General features: G+C 38.5%; 17 protein-coding genes and 1 pseudogene. 15 read left to right on the forward strand and 3 right to left on the reverse strand.

From position 1 onward, the window contains the following. Positions 1 to 249: 249 nt before the first annotated feature. Positions 250 to 1,887, forward strand: a complete 1,638-nt coding sequence (locus tag H4J76_RS12905) for an endonuclease (protein ID WP_182230779.1) — start codon at positions 250 to 252, stop codon at positions 1,885 to 1,887. Between the two features lie 338 nt (positions 1,888 to 2,225). Here H4J76_RS12905 and H4J76_RS12910 read toward each other — a convergent pair whose 3' ends face one another. Further along, positions 2,226 to 2,801, reverse strand: a complete 576-nt coding sequence (locus tag H4J76_RS12910) for a TetR/AcrR family transcriptional regulator (protein WP_259364916.1) — start codon at positions 2,799 to 2,801, stop codon at positions 2,226 to 2,228. A gap of 267 nt (positions 2,802 to 3,068) precedes the next feature. On the opposite strand from H4J76_RS12910, the gene deoD reads away from it, so the two are divergent. The 9 genes and pseudogenes from deoD to H4J76_RS12955 all read left to right on the forward strand — a co-directional run. After that, entirely contained in the window at positions 3,069 to 3,773 is a 705-nt protein-coding gene (deoD, locus tag H4J76_RS12915) for a purine-nucleoside phosphorylase (protein ID WP_182215970.1), read from the forward strand. Positions 3,774 to 3,808: 35 nt separating this feature from the next. Beyond that, positions 3,809 to 5,362, forward strand: a complete 1,554-nt coding sequence (xdhA, locus tag H4J76_RS12920; RefSeq protein WP_182230780.1) for a xanthine dehydrogenase small subunit — start codon at positions 3,809 to 3,811, stop codon at positions 5,360 to 5,362. Continuing rightward, on the forward strand, positions 5,355 to 7,727 hold the full coding sequence (xdhB, locus tag H4J76_RS12925; RefSeq protein WP_182215973.1) for a xanthine dehydrogenase molybdopterin binding subunit: 2,373 nt from the start codon (positions 5,355 to 5,357) through the stop codon (positions 7,725 to 7,727). Before xdhA ends, xdhB begins: the two co-directional genes overlap by 8 nt. Beyond that, positions 7,720 to 8,658, forward strand: a complete 939-nt coding sequence (gene xdhC, locus H4J76_RS12930) for a xanthine dehydrogenase accessory protein XdhC (protein WP_182215974.1) — start codon at positions 7,720 to 7,722, stop codon at positions 8,656 to 8,658. Before xdhB ends, xdhC begins: the two co-directional genes overlap by 8 nt. Before the next feature lie 173 nt (positions 8,659 to 8,831). Next, the gene (uraD, locus tag H4J76_RS12935) at positions 8,832 to 9,371 is read left to right on the forward strand and encodes a 2-oxo-4-hydroxy-4-carboxy-5-ureidoimidazoline decarboxylase (RefSeq protein WP_182230781.1); all 540 of its coding nucleotides are present in this window, start codon (positions 8,832 to 8,834) and stop codon (positions 9,369 to 9,371) included. A gap of 4 nt (positions 9,372 to 9,375) precedes the next feature. Continuing rightward, positions 9,376 to 9,744, forward strand: coding sequence for a hydroxyisourate hydrolase (uraH, locus tag H4J76_RS12940; RefSeq protein WP_182215978.1), 369 nt, complete (start codon positions 9,376 to 9,378; stop codon positions 9,742 to 9,744). Between the two features lies 1 nt (position 9,745). Then, complete coding sequence (locus H4J76_RS12945; RefSeq protein ID WP_182230782.1) at positions 9,746 to 10,279, forward strand: ureidoglycolate lyase; 534 nt, start codon at positions 9,746 to 9,748, stop codon at positions 10,277 to 10,279. A gap of 4 nt (positions 10,280 to 10,283) precedes the next feature. Then, positions 10,284 to 11,609 (forward strand): guanine deaminase, encoded by a 1,326-nt coding sequence (gene guaD, locus H4J76_RS12950; protein WP_182230783.1) that lies wholly within the window; start codon positions 10,284 to 10,286, stop codon positions 11,607 to 11,609. A 275-nt stretch (positions 11,610 to 11,884) separates the two neighbouring features. Continuing rightward, a pseudogene (locus H4J76_RS12955) lies at positions 11,885 to 12,442 on the forward strand (EAL domain-containing protein); the annotation flags it as partial. Positions 12,443 to 12,487: 45 nt separating this feature from the next. Here the strand turns inward: H4J76_RS12955 and H4J76_RS12960 are convergent. Continuing rightward, positions 12,488 to 12,892, reverse strand: coding sequence for a MerR family transcriptional regulator (locus H4J76_RS12960; protein ID WP_182215982.1), 405 nt, complete (start codon positions 12,890 to 12,892; stop codon positions 12,488 to 12,490). Between the two features lie 103 nt (positions 12,893 to 12,995). Between H4J76_RS12960 and H4J76_RS12965 the strand changes: the two genes are divergently transcribed. Further along, positions 12,996 to 14,228, forward strand: a complete 1,233-nt coding sequence (locus H4J76_RS12965; RefSeq protein ID WP_182215984.1) for an NADH:flavin oxidoreductase/NADH oxidase family protein — start codon at positions 12,996 to 12,998, stop codon at positions 14,226 to 14,228. 189 nt (positions 14,229 to 14,417) lie between these two features. Here H4J76_RS12965 and H4J76_RS12970 read toward each other — a convergent pair whose 3' ends face one another. Continuing rightward, positions 14,418 to 15,065: an alpha-ketoglutarate-dependent dioxygenase AlkB gene (locus tag H4J76_RS12970; protein ID WP_259364918.1), complete on the reverse strand. Its 648-nt coding sequence runs from the start codon at positions 15,063 to 15,065 to the stop codon at positions 14,418 to 14,420. A 396-nt stretch (positions 15,066 to 15,461) separates the two neighbouring features. Here H4J76_RS12970 and H4J76_RS12975 point away from each other — a divergent pair, with 396 nt between their 5' ends. The 4 genes from H4J76_RS12975 to H4J76_RS12990 all read left to right on the forward strand — a co-directional run bounded on the left by H4J76_RS12975 (position 15,462) and on the right by H4J76_RS12990 (position 18,908). After that, a complete protein-coding gene (locus H4J76_RS12975; RefSeq protein ID WP_182230784.1) occupies positions 15,462 to 16,499 on the forward strand; it encodes an AraC family transcriptional regulator in 1,038 nt (345 codons plus the stop codon). Positions 16,500 to 17,134: 635 nt separating this feature from the next. Then, a complete protein-coding gene (locus H4J76_RS12980; RefSeq protein WP_182218769.1) occupies positions 17,135 to 17,404 on the forward strand; it encodes a hypothetical protein in 270 nt (89 codons plus the stop codon). Further along, the gene (locus H4J76_RS12985; RefSeq protein WP_182218767.1) at positions 17,401 to 17,775 is read left to right on the forward strand and encodes a hypothetical protein; all 375 of its coding nucleotides are present in this window, start codon (positions 17,401 to 17,403) and stop codon (positions 17,773 to 17,775) included. Before H4J76_RS12980 ends, H4J76_RS12985 begins: the two co-directional genes overlap by 4 nt. Before the next feature lie 104 nt (positions 17,776 to 17,879). After that, complete coding sequence (locus tag H4J76_RS12990) at positions 17,880 to 18,908, forward strand: two-component system response regulator (RefSeq protein ID WP_182222420.1); 1,029 nt, start codon at positions 17,880 to 17,882, stop codon at positions 18,906 to 18,908. The last annotated feature ends 91 nt before the right edge of the window (positions 18,909 to 18,999 follow it).

The following is an 18,999-nucleotide window of genomic DNA, read 5'->3' on the forward strand; positions in this document are numbered from 1 at the left end:
TTGGTAATAATAATTTAAAAGTAATGCCACAGCCATTAGATAATAATTTATGCTGTGGTATTAATATACAATCTGCACTATTACTTTTTGTTATTTGTTGACTACTTGGTTAAGATTATTTATCTTGGTGTCGTGTCAAATTTGCACTGTATTTGTGTACGTTTTATTCGGGTTTTATTACGGAGTTGCAAGCATTATGGATAATATAGGGAGTGTTACCATTATTTAATAAAAACATAAGGTATATAAATGAACTATAAAAATAATATTGCTGCTTTATTACTCTGTGCTACCAGCCACTATGCTGTTGCAGACGTTAATAATGGAAGCTTTGAAACATGGTTAGCAGGCTCCCCCTCGGGTTGGACGACGATTGATTCTGGTATTAGCGTGAATAAAAATACCACTGTTTTTCAAGAAGGTTTGAGTTCAGCTGAAATTACCGTTAATACCGGTACACAAGGTTCTACCGACATTCAACAACTGGTTAGTGTTGTTGCAGGGCAAACTTACAAATTTTCTGTTTGGGTTTACCATACAGAAGGTAGTATTAAAGCGCGTTTATATATCGATGGCTATCAGGGCTACTCGAATGAAAGTCTAGTTAATCAATGGCAACAAGTTACCCATAGTTATACCGCAAGCGCAACGTCAGATATTGCTGTTGGCTTACGTTTTTACGACATTGCCGGTTTTGATGGTTCTGAAATTGTCTATGTTGACTATTTTCAACCTACTCAAGCATCGGGCGGTGGGACAGGTAGTTGCAGTACCAATAATGTGACTTTTAGTTTAACCACAGATAATTACGGTTACGAAACTAGTTGGACATTAACCAACACGAGTAATCAAGAAGTTGCTAGTGGTAATAACTACGAAAGTTCGACCAGCTATAATGAAAGTTATTGTTTAGCCGATGATGATTATACTTTTACCATTAATGATACTTATGGTGATGGTATTTGCTGTACTTACGGCAATGGCTCTTATGAATTTTCTCTTGCCGGAACTGCATTAATTAACGGTGGTGACTTCAACAGTAGTGAAACCAAAACCTTTACTTTAGGTAACACAGGCGGAATTCCGGGTGGAGGAGGCAGTGGCTCAGGCACTTATTCTGGTACCTATTATGACGGCATTAGCTCGACATCAGGTTACCCGTTAAAAACAGAGCTTTATAATTTAATCAAAGATCATGCAAATCAGGGCTATTCAGCGCTATGGACCTTCTATGAAAACCATTCTTTGGATGTTTATTTTGAAAATGATGGCTCTATATTAGATATATATTCTGAAAATCCGCTGGTGAGTGACAATTATAATTTTATTAAAGTCACCGATCAGTGTGGTAATTATAGCGGTGAAGGCGGTTGTTATAATCGAGAACATACTTTCCCAAAAAGCTGGTTTGGCGGCAAAGTAGAGCCAATGAACTCTGATGTTCATCACATCTATGCAACCGATGGCTTTGTTAATTCGAAACGCGGTGGTTACCCTTACGGTGAAGTTGCCACAGCATCTTTTACTTCAACTAATAACAGTAAATTAGGCTCAGCAACCACGACTTTAGGTTATAGCGGTACTGTGTTTGAACCCATTGATGAATTTAAAGGTGATTTAGCCCGCGCACAATTTTACATGGCGACGCGTTATGAAAACTTGATTGGCGGCTGGCAGAATAATTCAGTGTATGGTGATGCTATTTTAGATGGTAGTAGTAATCAAGTTTTTGAATTATGGCAATTAGAAATGTTATTGCGTTGGCATACCAATGACCCAGTCAGTCAAAAAGAAATAGATCGAAATGAAGCGGCACTTGGTCATCAAGGCAACCGTAATCCTTTTGTTGACCACCCTGAATATGTTGACAGTATCTGGGGTAATTAATTAAGGGAACTTCTCTTATTCATTGCTTTTAAAGCATTAGCTAACAAAGTAACGTTAAGGCATTTCATTTTTAAAAGTGAAATGCTTTTTTTATGTTCAGGATGAACGGTATGTCACGGTCACATGGATGTGAAGGAGAGACGATGTTCAGGATGGCCTCTCTCAGACATCCTGTCTTTCAAGGCATTAGTGCATCCCTGTACGTCAACGGTATGTCACGGTCACATGGATGTGAAAGAGAGACGATGTTCAGGATGACCTCTCTCAGACATCCTGTCTTTCAAGGAATTAGTGCGTAATATTGCACGTCTAGCTTTATATCTATCAGTGTAAATTTTTTACTTACTGATACCACAACCTTTAAGAATTATCTGGGTAAGGGTTTTAGCCACTTGTTCAAAGTCTTCATTACTTAACTTATCTTTACCCATGGCTGCGTTAACTTGTGGGGCAAAATCAGCATAATGTTGCGTGGCTCCCCAAATAGTAAAGAGTAAATAAAGTGGATCAATTGGGTCCATCTTACCTTGCTTAATCCAGCCTTCAATAGTCGCTTTAACCTCATCTATCCAAGTTTTAAAACTGGTTTTTAAGTATTCCTGCAAGCGAGGAGCACCGTGTATAAATTCACCGGCAAATATCCGTGATGCTTCAGGATTAGTTTTTGAATACATCACCTTAGCAAGAATATAATCACCTAAGACTTTAGCAGGTTCTTCAGTCGAGGTAATAATGGATGAATCCCATAAGGTAAGAATTTCTAATAATATATCAGAGTAAATAGCTTCTTTATTTTTATAATAATAATGAACATTTGCCCGTGGGATACCGGCGCGTTCAGCAATGCCTTTTATTGATGCCCCTTTAAAACCATGCTCTAAGAAATCTTGCTCGGCAGCTTTTAAAATGATCAATTGATTCTTTTTTCTGACCCGCCCAGTTGATGACGTGTTTGGTTGTTGATTCTTTATTATTGGCATATTAATCAATCATCTTTGCAGCATTTATTAGCAGGGTGGCAAATATAAGCTATTTCAACAATAAAGTTAATAGTCAATTTAGGGTTTAATTTTAGCAGAATTATGATTTTACTTGACACTGGTGTCAGGTTATTTCTATTATGTGAAAATAAATAGCTATAAAATAATTAAAACATCTCTGAACTATTAGGAAAATTTATTATGCCAACACCACATATCTCAGCTAATGTCGGAGATTTTGCCGAAACGGTTATCATGCCGGGTGATCCCTTACGTGCAAAATTCATCGCAGACAACTACCTAACCAATGTTAAACAGGTCACCGAAGTTAGAAATATGTTTGGTTACACGGGCGAATACAAAGGTAAACGTATTTCAGTGATGGGCTCAGGTATGGGGATCCCTTCGATGTCTATTTATGCGACTGAGCTTTACCGAGATTATGGCGTTGAAAATATTATTCGTGTTGGTAGCTGTGGTTCAATTCGTGACGATATACAACTTGAAGATATCGTTATTGCTATGGGTGCCAGCACCGACTCTAATGTTAATCGTCAACGATTGAATAATTATGATTTTGCGGCTATAGCTAACTATGAGTTACTCGAAAAAGTGGTTAGCACCGCGAAGCGTTTAGGCAAAACGCCGAAAGTAGGTAATGTTTTTTCAGCTGATTTGTTTTATGTACCAGAATTTGAAGTATTCGCGAAGTTAGAACAATATGGCATTCTTGCGGTAGAAATGGAAGCGGCTGGTCTTTATGGCGTTGCCGCTGAATTAGGTAAAAAAGCGCTATGCCTGCTAACAGTAAGTGATCATATTAAAACGGGCGAAAAAATGTCAGCAGAAGATCGTCAGTTAAAATTTGGCGAAATGATTGAAGTTACTCTAGAAAGTATTCTTTAGTTTTAGTACGCATATTTGTATAGGTAATTAACCATATGTCAGAAAATAAAATTCAATTTTTGTTAAATAACGAACGTAAAGTTATCGAAAATTGTGATCCTAATATGACAGTACTCAACTATTTAAGAGAAGAGTTGAGTCGAAAAGGGACGAAAGAAGGTTGTGCTTCAGGAGACTGTGGTGCCTGTACAGCAGTGCTTGCTGAAGTGGTTCACTCAGCAAAAAGTCAAACAATAACCGAACATCTTAGCTATCAATCGATTAATACCTGCATTACTTTTTTATCTGCACTTCATGGCAAACAGCTTGTTACAGTAGAAGACTTACAGCAAGGAAATAAATTACATAGTGTTCAACAAGCTATGGTCGATTGCCATGGCTCACAATGTGGCTTTTGTACTCCTGGTTTTGTAATGTCACTTTTTTCATTAAAGAAAAATTTAGCGCAAGCCAAGTTTATTGATGCGACAGATAATTCTCCTGCTGTTGATCTAGACAAAGACATCGAGCATGGCTTAGCGGGTAACTTGTGCCGCTGTACTGGCTATCGCTCTATTACTGAAGCGGCAAAACAAGCTTGTGATAACAATGACGTTGATCAGTTTGAGCACGAGCAAGCGGCGACTATTAAGCAATTAAAACTCATAGCTCAGCAACAAGAAACTGTTGAACTGCACAATAATGGCAAGAGTCTTTATCTTCCTTATACCTTAGATAAATTAGCAAAATTGGTTGAACAATACCCGAAAGCTAAATTGTTAGCCGGTGGTACAGATTTAGCGTTAAGCGTTACCCAAGGTATGGCGCAAATACAAACCATGATTTCGATGAGCAATGTGCGCGAGCTTGCACAAATTAATGAAACAGCAGAAACTTTGTCTATTGGCGCTATGGTGAGCTATGAGCAAAGCCATCAGTTATTAAGCCAGCATTATCCAGAATTTGGTCAAATGCTTTATCGCCTTGGTTCAACTCAGGTGAGAAACTCGGGCACGTTAGGGGGAAATGTCGGTAATGCTTCTCCTATTGGAGACACGCCACCCGTGTTAATCGCCTTAGGTGCTAAGTTAGTGCTTCGCAAAGGCGAGCGTACTCGTGAAATATCTGTTGAAGATTATTTTGTTGATTACAAAGTAACACAACTCGAAAGTGGTGAGTTCATTGAACGTATTGAAATTCCAAAAGCTAACAGTAATAAACATCTCAAAGTCTTTAAAATATCAAAACGTTTAGATGACGACATCTCAACGGTGCTTGCCTGTTTCTATATTAAGTTTGCCAATAAAAAAGTGGCTAATATTACCATTGCTTTTGGCGGTATGGCAGGCATCCCAAAACGCGCTTTTTCCTGTGAACAAGCTTTAATGGGTAAAGAGCCCAGCGAACAAAATATTGCTTTAGCGATGACAGCATTAGCAAAAGACTTCTCTCCGATGTCAGATGTGCGCGCGAGCAGTGAATATCGCTTACAAGTGGCAAAAAACTTAGTGAGAAAATGCTTTTATGAACTAGAGCAAACGCATGCAGCAACCCGAATCGAAACCTTTGAAGTTGATACCTTTGAAGGGAAAGGAGTGACTCATGCGTAAATTAAGTGAAATTGATAAAGGTCTTGAAAGTAAAAAAAGTTCTGGCGCGGTTGGGCAATCGACCAAGCATGAAAGTGCTGAAATGCATGTTACCGGCAAAGCCGTTTATACCGATGACAAATTAGAGTCGTTAGGGCAATTGCATGCTGCTGTTGGTATGGCAACAATTGCCAGTGGTAATATTACCGCGATAGATTTATCGGCAGTACGCGCCGCCAAGGGTGTAGTTGCTGTTATTACCTTAGATGACATTGTTGGTCATACTGATATTGGTCCTGTTTTTCCGGGCGATCCAATACTCACCAAAGATGTCGTTGAATTTTATGGTCAAGCTATCTTTGCGGTCGCTGCGACGAGCCATGAGTTAGCAAAACAAGCGGTAGCGTTGGCAAAAATTGACTATAAAGAAAAAACACCAGTACTGACTATTAAACAAGCGTTAGAAGCTAAGAGCTTTGTTCGTCCACCGCATAGTATGAAACGTGGTGATAGTGCCACTGCTATTGAGCAAGCTAAGCATCAGCTGAGTGGTGAGATTACCATTGGTGGCCAAGAGCATTTTTATTTGGAAGGTCAAATAGCCAGTGTTATTCCCACCGAAGATGGCGGAATGACCGTTTATTCATCTAGCCAACATCCTGCTGAAGTTCAAAAACTTGTGGCAGAAGTGTTAGGTATCCCTTTTAATCGCGTCGTTGTCGATATGAAACGTATGGGTGGTGGTTTTGGCGGTAAAGAAACACAAGCGGCTGGTTGGTCTTGTTTAGCGGCGGTACTTGCTGATAAAACCCAAAAAGCAGTAAAGCTGCGTTTAAATCGTAGCGACGATATGATGATGACCGGTAAACGTCATCCTTTTGAAAATCATTATCAAGTAGGGTTTAATGGTCAAGGTGTTATTGAAGGCATAGATATAACGGTCAATGGTAATTGTGGTTACTCACCTGATTTATCAGATGCCATCGTCGACAGAGCCATGTTTCATGCTGATAATGGTTATTACTTGGACCATGTTAGTATTATCGGTAATCGTTGTAAGACGAATACCGCCTCCAATACCGCCTTTCGAGGTTTTGGTGGTCCACAAGGTATGATGATTATTGAGTGTGTCATGGATGATATTGCTTACTCTCTAGGATTAGACCCACTTGCTGTGCGTAAAGCTAACCTTTACGGTACAGATACGCGCAATATTACCCCGTACCATCAGCAAGTAGAGCACAATAATTTAGCTGAGATGATAACCAAACTTGAGCATAGCTCTCGTTATGCCAAGCGTTGCCAAGAAATTGATGAATTTAATGCCGGCAGTAAATTTCTTAAAAAAGGTATTTCACTAACACCGGTTAAATTTGGTATTTCGTTTACTGCTCAGCATCTTAATCAAGCAGGGGCGCTGATTAATATTTATACCGACGGAAGTGTTGATGTTACACATGGCGGCACTGAAATGGGCCAAGGGTTGCATACTAAAATTGCCCAAATCGTTGCACAAGTTTTTGGTATCGCCGTTGATAAGGTAAAAGTATCAGCAACGCGGACCGACAAAGTCCCTAATGCTTCACCAACAGCGGCTTCTTCAGGTACCGATCTCAATGGTAAAGCCGCTCAAAACGCTGCACAAACAATTAAACAAAGGTTAATTGATTTTGCTGTCGAGCACTTTGCTGTTGAGAGTAACGAGATAACTTTTAGTGACGATTTAATCGATGCCGGTGAACATAAACTCAGTTTTGTTGAGTTAGTCCAAAAAGCGTATTTTGCTCGGGTGTCTTTATCGTCGACCGGTTTTTATCGAACGCCAAAAATTTATTACGATCGAGAAAATGCCCAAGGTCGACCGTTTTTCTATTTTGCGATGGGTGCTTCAGTATCTGAAGTGTTAATCGATACGCTGACCGGTGAATACAAGTTATTACAAACCGATATCCTTCATGATGTTGGTGACTCTTTAAACCCTGCGATAGATATAGGCCAAATTGAAGGTGGTTATATTCAAGGCGTCGGTTGGTTAACCACTGAAGAATTACATTGGAATGATAAGGGACGTTTGTTAACGACTGGGCCGGCCACCTATAAAATTCCTGCTATTAGCGACGCACCAAAAGTCTTTAACGTTGAGTTGTTGAAAGATTCTCCTAATCGTGAAGCGACCATTTACCATTCTAAAGCGGTAGGCGAGCCACCGTTTATGTTGGCTATTTCTGTCTGGTCAGCGCTGCGCGCCGCTATTGCTAACTCTGTTGCTGCAAAAGATAGAGCCAAAGGTGTTATTCCGTCGCTTGATACTCCTGCCACACCAGAGCGAGTTTTAAAGGCTGTGCAATTAATAACCGCCCAGCAAGGGATGGACACTGATGAATAACCGACAAAGTTGGTCTGAAGCGGTTAGTTCATTAAAGATCAAAGGAGAGGCCTTTGTCTTGCTAACAATTATTGGTGTGCATGGCTCAGCGCCTAGAAATTCTGGTACTAAGATGGTGGTGAGTGCCAATAGCACTTATGACACTATTGGTGGTGGTCACTTAGAGTTTAAGTCTATCGCGATAGCGCAACAATTATTAGCAGACGAGGATAAGAATCAACATATCGAGCACTTTTCTTTAGGTGCTTCCTTAGGGCAATGTTGCGGCGGAGATTGTAGCGTATTATTTGAAAGCTTTGTAGCTTGTAAAACTCAAATAATGCTTTTTGGCGCCGGCCATGTTGGTAAAGCGTTAACGACCATCCTTGCTGACTTACCTTGCCAGCTAAAATGGGTTGATAATCGCCAAGAACAGTTTCCTGTTGAGATGCTGGCAAATGCGCCGGCTAATATTGAGTGTGTTGTTAGTGACAATCCGGTAGATGAAATAGCTAGCATGCCTGCAGGCAGTTTTTTTATCATTATGACCCACAATCATCAATTAGATTTTGAACTATGCCAGGCGCTGTTAAAGCGTGGTGATTTTGCGTATGCCGGTTTAATTGGTTCTGAGACAAAATGGAAACGCTTTCAGCATCGCTTAAAACATCGAGAATTTAGTCAGCAGGCTATTGAACAGCTCACTTGTCCTATTGGTTTAAGTGCCGTGCCGGGTAAACGTCCTATGGAAGTTGCGGTATCAATTGCGGCTGAAATTATTGGTTTATATCAAAAAGACGACCATGCAGGTCATCAGTCAACTACCGCGCAAGGTATCAGTTTCAAAGCGTTAACGCCGTTACTTAATAGCGCGACTAATCTCCATGTTACCGGTCGAAGCAAAAATAAAGTAACTGATAGCAAACCGATTACAGATAAGATTAATGAATAACTTTACCTTAGGTTCAACAGGCGTTTTTACCCTAGAAGGTATAAAAGCGGCAACACTTATTATTAACAGCGACAGGTTAAAAACCGCATAATAATGAGATCAAATTATATATTTATCCTAATAATGCTCTTAAGAAAAAGGGCATTATTGGTTACCTTGAATAAGGAAACGTTATGTCGATTATCGTGTTAAATGCTTTGCAACCTCAGGCGGCCCACTTGGCCTTTATGCAGTGCTGTACAGCCAATACTTGGGTAAGCCGCATGGTGGCTGCTATGCCATATAACAATTTAGCGGCGTTATCTGCACAAGCTGATCTCAGCTGGAAAAACCTTACAGAAGCCGATTATTTGCAGGCTTTTGAAGGGCACCCTAAAATTGGCGATGTGTCTAGCCTAAGAGAAAAATACCGCTCGACAGAGAAGATTGCTGCGGGAGAACAATCGGGTGTTAACACAGCGACAGAACAAGCATTAAGTGAGTTAAAGCAATTAAATGATGACTATCAAGAAAAATTTGGTTTCATTTTTATTGTTTGTGCCACAGGTAAAACAGCCACGCAGATGTTAGATATATTGGTAAAACGTTACGCGAATAATCGCGCGGAAGAAATCATTAATGCAGCAGAAGAACAACGAAAAATATTTCAGTTAAGAATCGAAAAAATGATTGCTGAAACTACCACTACTGCTTCAAACGTAAAAGAGACCTAAGTTTATGAGTCAAATAACTTCACATATATTAGACACTAGTCGCGGTAAACCCGCTGCTGGTATTACTATTTCTCTCTTTGAACTTAAGGGTTCAAATGATGGTGACAATAGTATCCAAGCACAGTGGTCACTTTTGGCACAAGGCCAAACAAACAGTGATGGGCGAGTGCCGGCCTTACTTGATAAAGAGCGAATATTGCCTGCGGGGAGTTATCGCGTTCATTTTGCGATCAGTGATTATTTTAACGCGCTGAATGAGCAAGCTTTTTATCCCTATGTTGATATTGTTTTTGATATCAGTGGTGATGGTGAACACTATCATATTCCATTATTACTGACCGCTTTTGGTTACTCAACTTACCGTGGCAGCTAAGATGATTTTACATGCTAAACCACTAAGCCAAAAAGCGTTTCAAGCTTTTGGTGATGTGATTGAAGTCAATGATCAAGTAGAAAAAATATCAATAAATTATGGGCTTACACAAAGATATCATGCATTAGCGTCGCTAGATGTTAGTGAGGAAGCAGGGCAAGGTATTATCAGTGTTTTTCGCTCGTCACCTAAAGAATGCTGTCAGATCAACGCCGGTATAGGTCAAATAACCATTGACTGTATGGAACGTCATCCTTTATCAAGCCAGGCTTTTTATCCTTTGTCTGCTAACGCTTATCTGGTGGTTGTTGGACCTGCAGGCGAATTTGATGTGACTAAATTAGCCGTATTTCTTGCTACAGGAAACCAAGGTGTTAATTACCACAAAGGTACTTGGCATCATTATAGTTTAGCTTTGAGTGACACCGCTGATTTTTTAGTTGTTGACCGAAAAGGTGTCGGCAAAAACTGCGATGAAATCGCTTTAGAAAATAAAATTACCATACATTTCAATTTAGATAACCGGAGCGATTAAGTCGATGTCAGTAAAAGCATTTCGCGGTGAGATTTTACATTTTGTCGAAGACCCAGCCTCGACGCCTTGCCAAGATAAAGAGCAAGCAGAGCAGAGCAGCTACCAGTATTTTGAAGATGGTATTTTGCTGATAGAAAATGGCAAGGTTAAACAGTTGGGCACAGCTAAAGCTATGTTAGCTGATTTAGAACATTCCCTAGAGGTCCAACATATTGAAAACGGCCTGATTGTCCCAGGCTTTATTGATACTCATATCCATTATCCTCAAACTGAGATGATAGGAAGTTATGGTGAACAATTATTACAATGGTTAGAAGATTATACCTTTCCGACCGAAAAAAAGTTTGCTGATAAAGCATACGCCAGTAAAATCAGTGAATTTTTCCTCAATCAATTGCTTGCTAACGGCACAACAACCGCATTAGTTTTTGGCACTGTCCATGCTGAATCAGTTAATGCCTTTTTTGAAGTGGCTTTAGCCAAAAATCTCCGCATGATTGCTGGCAAAGTGATGATGGATAGGAATGCTCCTGACTATTTACTCGATACCGCGCAAAGTAGTTATCAGCAGTCTAAGCAACTTATCAAAGATTGGCATGGTAAAGGGCGTTTGCAATATGCTATCACCCCAAGGTTTGCGCCAACCAGTAGTGATGAACAGTTAAGCTTGGCTGGACAACTATTAAAAGAGCACCCAGGTGTTTATATGCAAACCCATTTGTCTGAAAATTTAAAAGAAATTGAATGGGTTAAATCGCTTAATCCCGATTGCGAAAACTATTTAGATGTTTATAAAAAGCATCAATTACTTGGCAGTCGTAGTGTTTTTGCTCATGGTATACATTTATGTGATGCTGAATATAGCGACTTATCTCAATCTAATTCAGCCTTGTCATTTTGTCCAAGTTCAAATCTGTTTTTAGGGAGTGGTCTGTTTAAACTTGATGTTGCCCAGCAACACAATATTAAAGTGGGTCTAGGTACAGATATAGGCGCAGGAACCAGTTTTTCACTATTAGAGACCTTAAAAGATGCCTATAAAACGCAGCAGTTAAGAGGCAAAAAATTAGATTCATTACAATCTTTCTATTTGGCAACTTTAGGTGGCGCAAGGGCGCTAGACTTAGAAGGTACAGTAGGTAATTTTCAAGTGGGTTGTGAGGCTGACTTTATAGTCTTAGATTATCATGCAACACCATTAATGAAATTACGGTTAGAGCAGTGCCAATCATTGGCAGAGAAACTTTTTTCTTTCACTATATTAGGGGATGACCGTGCGGTTAAAGCCACTTATATACAAGGTGAATTAGCTGAGATTAATTGCGATTAGTGCTTACAATAAGATATGTAATAGCTAAAATTAATTTTACAGTTTTTACCTTTAGTGATCGGTTTTACTCAGGTTGGCGCGTTATTCGTGTCGACCACACTAATTACCGGTGCGACAAGACAATATTTCATCCTTCGTTAAACAATATCTAGATAGAGAATCAGCATCATTGCTCAACAAACAGCCTATCTGTTGTTCAGGTGATCATATTTAAGGTCATTAATATAAATTATTGAGTGTTAATTACTGATATACGGCTACAATCGAGTATGAAGGTTGATCAGCTTTGCCGAGTTAAAGCGATAGCTCTTGCCTCCAAGTTAAAACTTCAATCTATGCTCAGCATAAATTTTCTCCCCAACGCTATATATAAACCTGAGCGTTGCATTCGCACAACATTGGAGGCAGCCAAGAAGTATAGCTTTCCCATTGAAAAAATAATGTTTGAATTTACCGAAGTTGAAAAAATTGATGACACCGCTTTTATTAAGAATATTGTTGAGTCTTATAAGAAAATAGGCTTTAAAACTGCAATAGATGACTTTGGCGCAGGGTATGCTGGCTTGGGTTTATTAGCTGATTTTCAAACTAACATCGTAAAAATTGATATGGGGTTAATCCGTAACATTAATGAAGATAAAGTTCGTCAGTCAATAGTAAAAAATTGTTTAAATATTTTTAATGACCTAAACATTACTCCGCTTGCTGAGGGAATAGAGACTAAAGAAGAATACCGCTGTTTACGTGATTTTGGTATTGAACTAATGCAAGGTTACTTTTTTGCCAGACCGGGCTTTGAAAATCTACCTTTGGTTGACTTTAGCGACCTTTAATAATGAGAGCCTAACAAGCTGATTCATCAGTTTTTTATCCCTGTTTTACCTTTTATCTGCTGAAAGTATTTCGTCCACCGCTAAGCATTTACCTTGTTGCCAGCTCTCTTGTAAGCGTTGTTTAAATAATACTATTTCGTCTCGTTGTGCTAATAGTCCCTTAATTAAACTCTCTGCCTCAAGCAAGCGTATATCAAGTTGTTCGACTATTTTGTTGTGATCAAGTCCTTCAGTTACGCCACTATCTGCTAAAACATTTAAGATATCTGCCAATCTAAAACCTAGCCGCTTCGCACATTCAATCGTTGCTAAACGCTGCACACTATCTTGCGAATAATGTCGATAACCATTTATATTTCTTTGTATTTTAGGGAGTAATCCTTTGGCTTCATAAAACCGTATAGTAGAGGCTGTTATACCACTTATTTTTGCTAACTCGCTGATTTTCATCGGTACCTACTTTATGCGTATGTAAACTGTTGACATTAAAGTTAACTTTAAGCTTATACTTGTACAAAATCCAGCTCGTTAAACTTATTAACAGGAGTTCTACTTGAGTCACTCTGTATTTACACCGATAACTCTTCCTAATGGCGCAATTTTGCCAAATCGTTTAGCAAAAGCCGCCATGGAAGAAAATATGGCTGTTGAAGGCCATTTACCCGGCGATGATATTTTTCAACTATATAAAACATGGGCTGCGGGAGGTACTGGCCTGCTTATTACGGGTAATGTTATGGTAGATCACCGCGCAATGACCGGCCCAGGAGGTATTGCTTTAGAGGCAAATACACCCTTAGAGCCCTTTAAAAAGTGGGCTGAAATAGCAAGCAAAAATGGCACAAAAATATGGATGCAAATAAATCATCCTGGCCGACAAGTCTATGCTGCTATGGGAGGGCAAGTGTTTTCTCCCTCAGATATTGCATTGGATATGGGGAAGCATAGTCAGTTATTTAGTAAACCAAGTCCGATGACCGAGCTTGAAATTCAAGCGTTAATTCAGCGATTTGTTATCACAGCATCACGTGCTGTTGAAGCTGGGTTTCATGGTATCGAGATCCACGCAGCCCATGGCTACTTGTTATCACAATTTTTGTCGCCGCTGACCAATAAGAGAAATGATAACTGGGGTGGCAGCCTTGAAAACCGTGCTCGTCTCCTTTTTGAAATTGTTAAAGCGGTCAAGCTAGTTATACCTGAAAATATAGCGATAGCGGTTAAGTTAAACTCCGCAGATTTCCAACGTGGTGGTTTCGATGCACAAGATGCCTTAGTTGTGGTAAAAGAACTTGGCCATTTAAACGTAGATTTAGTTGAATTGTCAGGTGGTAGCTATGAAAGTCCAGCAATGCAGGGTAATACAGCTGATGGACAGCCCCTAAATAGAGAAGCTTATTTTCTTGAGTTTGCGAAAGAAATTGCCAAACAAGCTCCTATGCCAATTATGACAACAGGAGGGATTGTCCGTTTAGCGATTGCACAAAAAGTAGTAGATGAAGGCGTAGATATGGTCGGCATTGGCAGAGCGCTGGCCTTTAGTCCAAATCTTCCTCAACGCTGGAAAACGTCACCAGACGCGGTAGCCATTTTACCTCAAGTAAAATGGCAAGATAAAACTTTAGCCGCACTTGCAACTATGGCTATTACCAAACGTCAGTTACAACGTATTGGCAAAGGTAAAGCCCCAAAATTAAACTCATCACCATTATTTTCACTGATTTTTGACCAACTACGACTTAAAAAACTGACTAAAATCTATCGAAAAACTTATGAAAATGAATAGGGCATATTGATATTTTTTTAATCTTATATAAGGCATTGTCAACAGATAGTGTCGAGTAAGCCCGTTGATTAGCGGTTGACTAGGGCCTAAGGAAGTTGACAATAAAGCATAGTTTGACGGTTAATGGCGGCATATTCATCACCTTGCTTATATAAAGTGACGAAAATTACTCTTGTTAACGATAATACGTTATGTGTTAACAATCGTTCTAAACGTAAGGTTTATCCTTGCGTCTTTAATGAGTTTAGTTGGTGGTAAACGATGTAGCCAATGCTGTTGTGTTGGCCCTTTCATGACTAACAAACTGCCCGCTTTAAGGGGTAAGGTAATGACTTCTTTTGATATCTTGTGCTTAAAAGCAAACTTTCTTTCAGCACCAAAACTTAACGATGCAATCGCACCTTGGTCCTTTAAATCTTTTTCACCATCGCTGTGCCAAGCCATGCCTTCTTCTCCACTGTGATAAAGGTTAAGTAAGCATGAATTATAAGTTTCACCACTATGGCGCTCGACAAGTGCTTTTAATGAAAGCAAATCATCGGTAAAAGGCAACGCTGTTTTAGTAATATTTGAGTAGGTATAGCTAAAACATTCAGCAGCATGCCAAGCCACTTTTCTTTTTGTTTCAATAGTTTTGCCAAATATAACTGCTTGGTCACAACGCCAATCAATACCGTTAAGTAAGCGATTAAAGTAATAGTCGCTATCGTCTAAAGAGATAATTTCACCAAAATAATCGACATCACCATCATATGGCAAAAGATTAATCGGCTGTTCAAATAAAGATGAAAATAGATCCATGTCGATAACACTTAAATGAGAAGGTGAAGTAGCCATAGTACAGACAGCAGTTAATGAAAATGGGCTAAGCGTGTTTAAGTTAACACCCCCAAGCAATTACCTGAACTTTTTGAAAATAATAGCACAGTAGATAATAAAACTCATCGATACTTACGTCGCCACTTTAAAATTCAGCAATATTTACCACAATAAAACAACATTTTGTAGGGGGTTTCCCTGATTGAAGATGAAATTGGATTTAGATACTGTCTGAGCATAATAATATTCTGCAATTAAAAATGTCCTTAACGGTGAAGATAAAGACTTCGTGGGTTAAGACTAAAATTGTTAAAAAACATATGATTAATGTCTTAAGTAGGACCTTTACTGCAGTAAGTAGTTTTATCTAATACTCATTGTCAATTATGTAAGATAAATCTATTTTGGAAGCCCATGGACGTGGTTAAAAAACTAAATTATGCAATTATCCACCCAGAGCAAAATAGCTACGATATAAAGCAGTTCGTTGACGGTAGCTGGATACGTCTTATTTATATGGCGTTGCAACAACAAAATTTACCAGCAAACAAATTATTATCGTCAGTAGGTATTAACGTCGCTTCTTTACGTGAGTTAGATTCTATTCAACGGGACGTTGTGCTTAAGCTATATGATAATATTGCAGTATATTCAGGCTTAGATGCCTTACCTGCTGCAGTGGCTGCTATTTTTCAACTGCATTTCTTACGTCATACGGGTGTCATCGTAGCAGATGCTAAATCGCTAGGTGATTTATTAGAAAAAATTATTTTTGCTAGTGAGCAAATGAATAAATTGATTGAGGTCACTTTAGTCGTTAAGGGCGATTGCAACTTATTAGTTGTTTCATCGCGGGCAGAGCTGGTTAATGTCCATAGAACGACACTAGAAATTGGATTTTGTCTGGTTTATAAAATAATTAATCAAATATTTCCTGCCCACTTAGATATTATTTCAAAGATAACGCTTGATTTAAAAAGTCAAAGAAACAGCTTTGAAAAAACATTTGACTATCCGGTTACGTACACCGATAGCGGGAAATATGTCATTGTTTTTAAGAAAAATGTTCTTGCGACCAAAAATTTATTTTCAACGCACTCGATTGGTTTAGAGCCCTTCGTAGATAATAAATTGTCTAAAACTTATATTCAATTACTCTCTGATATTGAGAATTTAATGACAGAAAATATTGCTTCAAATAATCTAAATATCGTTTTTGTAGCTGAGCAGATGAACATTAGTGTCAAGACCTTGCAACGCCGTTTAAAACGCTTTAATACTGACTTTAGTACTTTATTGAAAACAAAAAAAATCAATCATGCGCAAATACTCTTAAAGCAAAATAAGCTGAATTTAATTCAAATTTCTTATCGGCTGGGTTTTAATTCGCCATCAAGTTTTTCTAGGGCATTTAAGAAATGGACAGGTGTTTCGCCATCAGATTATCAGTAAATAATGTACATCTTGGTAACTCAATAGTTGGCTATGTAACTCCCTGTCAGTTGGTATTAATTTAACGTAACTGTTTTCATTATGGTACTAGACACTTTAAACACTGAACACTTGCTCATAAAAGTTTTGTAGTTGTTGAATAGCCAATGAAATTACAATTTTCTCATTAAATCTACCCACCGTATTCAACTTTTATTAACATCAATAATTTTAACTTGTTTTACTGGGTTAACTCGCGATATTAAGGCGTTATTATTACCTGGTAATCTTTATTAATGATCTAAAAAGCTATATTGAAAACAGCTGACCCCATACTTATGTAGCTTAGTTGTTATAAAGATAATAATTATAAGTTAGCCACTTAGTGAGGTGTCTTTAGTTGTCTAGATAATGTCGTTACTGGTTAAGGATTATTCTAAATAAACGCTTATAGTTAGCTAAATAAAAGCGAGTTTAGTGAATCGTTTAATTGAAGACAAATTTATTGATCATCGTCGTTGTGGTCGTTAAGGCAAATATATTTAATTCAGGTATTAAAAGCTACTTGAGCACATCCAGTCGTATCCTATGATTTTATTATAGTTTTGGATAATAAATTTTTGCGACAAGGATAAGTAATATAAAGGAATATAATCATGAGAATATTACATACCGCACAAGTGCTTACACTATTATTTAGTGCTAGTGCACTGGCTAATGCAAACAATACTAGCATCGATATTACGGGTATTAGTCTTACCGAACTATTCAATCTTAAAATAACCTCACTATCAAAAAAAAAGCAGACTTTACATAAAGTCGCTGCCGCTGTGTATCTGCTTACTCATAATGAAATAGATTACCTTGGCGTGACTACCATCGCAGATGCACTAGGTTATGTTTCAGGTGTTGAGGTAGCATATTGATTCGAGTCGATGGGCATAAGATTACTTGGGTGGTTAATGGGCTAAAAGCAGTGGAAATATTTCCAAGTAAAACCTTTGATATTGTCTTGATGGATTTTCAAATGCCCATTATGAATGATGACTTTAAGTGTAAAAATATCGAAGCAGCACAACATCACCTGACTATTTTAACACATACCTTTACCCGCAGTTTGGCGTTAATCAACGGATTAGTTCAACCAACTAATAGCCGTCAACTTTACCCGGTTATGAGCAAGCTCGAAGCTATTGAACAAATTAAAATTCTACGTGAATTATTCAAGAACTTTCAGCTATTTGACCTGATTTTAAAAAAAATTAATTCAGCAATTGCCTCATTTAAACAATCCTGATGAGCTGACCAACAAGTTACGATGTGCTATTGCCGACTTTTATTTTGAACGAGGAGTCATAGCGTTAATCGATATTGAATTACTACCGAGCAAGGAGTCAGCAAATGCAGTTAACTTATAATGCTAAAGCGAAAATTTTGGTGGTTGATGATGAACCTAATAACCTACAGGTCATTAATCAAGTGCTAGTGGGAAATTATCAATTGGTGTTTGCTAAAAATGGCCAGCGTGCCATTGAAATTGCAATAGAGCAGCAGCCTGATTTAATTTTACTCGACATCATGATGCCAGAAATGGACGGTTATGAAGTCTGTCGAACATTAAAAAAGATTAAAAGTACCGCTCATATTCCTATTATATTTGTTTCGGCAATGTCTAATATGGAAAATGAATGTCAGGGATTTGAAGCAGGGGGCGTCGATTATATTACTAAACCGATATGCCCAGAAATAGTACGCGTCAGAGTGAAAACCCATTTGTCTTTGGTTGGGGTAAATGAGCTAAAAGAAAGCAGAATGCAAATTATCCAGCGGTTAGGACGAGCCGCCGAATATAAAGATAATGAAACTGGATTACATGTTATTCGCATGAGCCACTACTCAAAACTAATTGCTAGGGCTGCTGGTTTAGATGAGTTTTCTCAAGAAACACTTCTTAATGCTGCCCCAATGCATGATATCGGCAAAATTGGTATACCCGATCATATTTTATTAAAGCCGGGGAAATTAGATGCCAAGGAGTGGGCTATTATGAAAACCCATGCCAATATTGGTGCCGACATCATCGGCGAAAATGACTCTCCACTACTAAGTATGGCGCTTAGTATTGCTTTAACTCACCATGAAAAATGGGATGGCTCTGGTTATCCTAATCATCTTAAAGGGCAAGAAATTCCGTTGGTTGGGCGAATCGTTGCTATTGCTGATGTCTTTGATGCCCTAACATCTGAGCGGTCATATAAAGCAGCATGGCCAGTTGATAAGGCTATTGCTCATATGAATTCAGTGTCGGGAAGTCATTTTGATCCCGATCTTATTAAACTTTTCAATGCGGTGTTACCGGATATTTTACTTATAAGAAATAAGTGGCCAGAGTTAAAGGCAAGTTCATCGTTTATTAACAAAGTATCTTAGTGATTTTGAAATTTCGTTATTTAAGATCACCATACTCTCAGACAAAAGCATTATTAATTGAAAAACTTCCAACAAACTAAATAACTAAAAA

This window comes from Colwellia sp. BRX9-1 (genome assembly GCF_014077195.1).
Taxonomy (GTDB): Bacteria; Pseudomonadota; Gammaproteobacteria; order Enterobacterales; family Alteromonadaceae; genus Colwellia_A.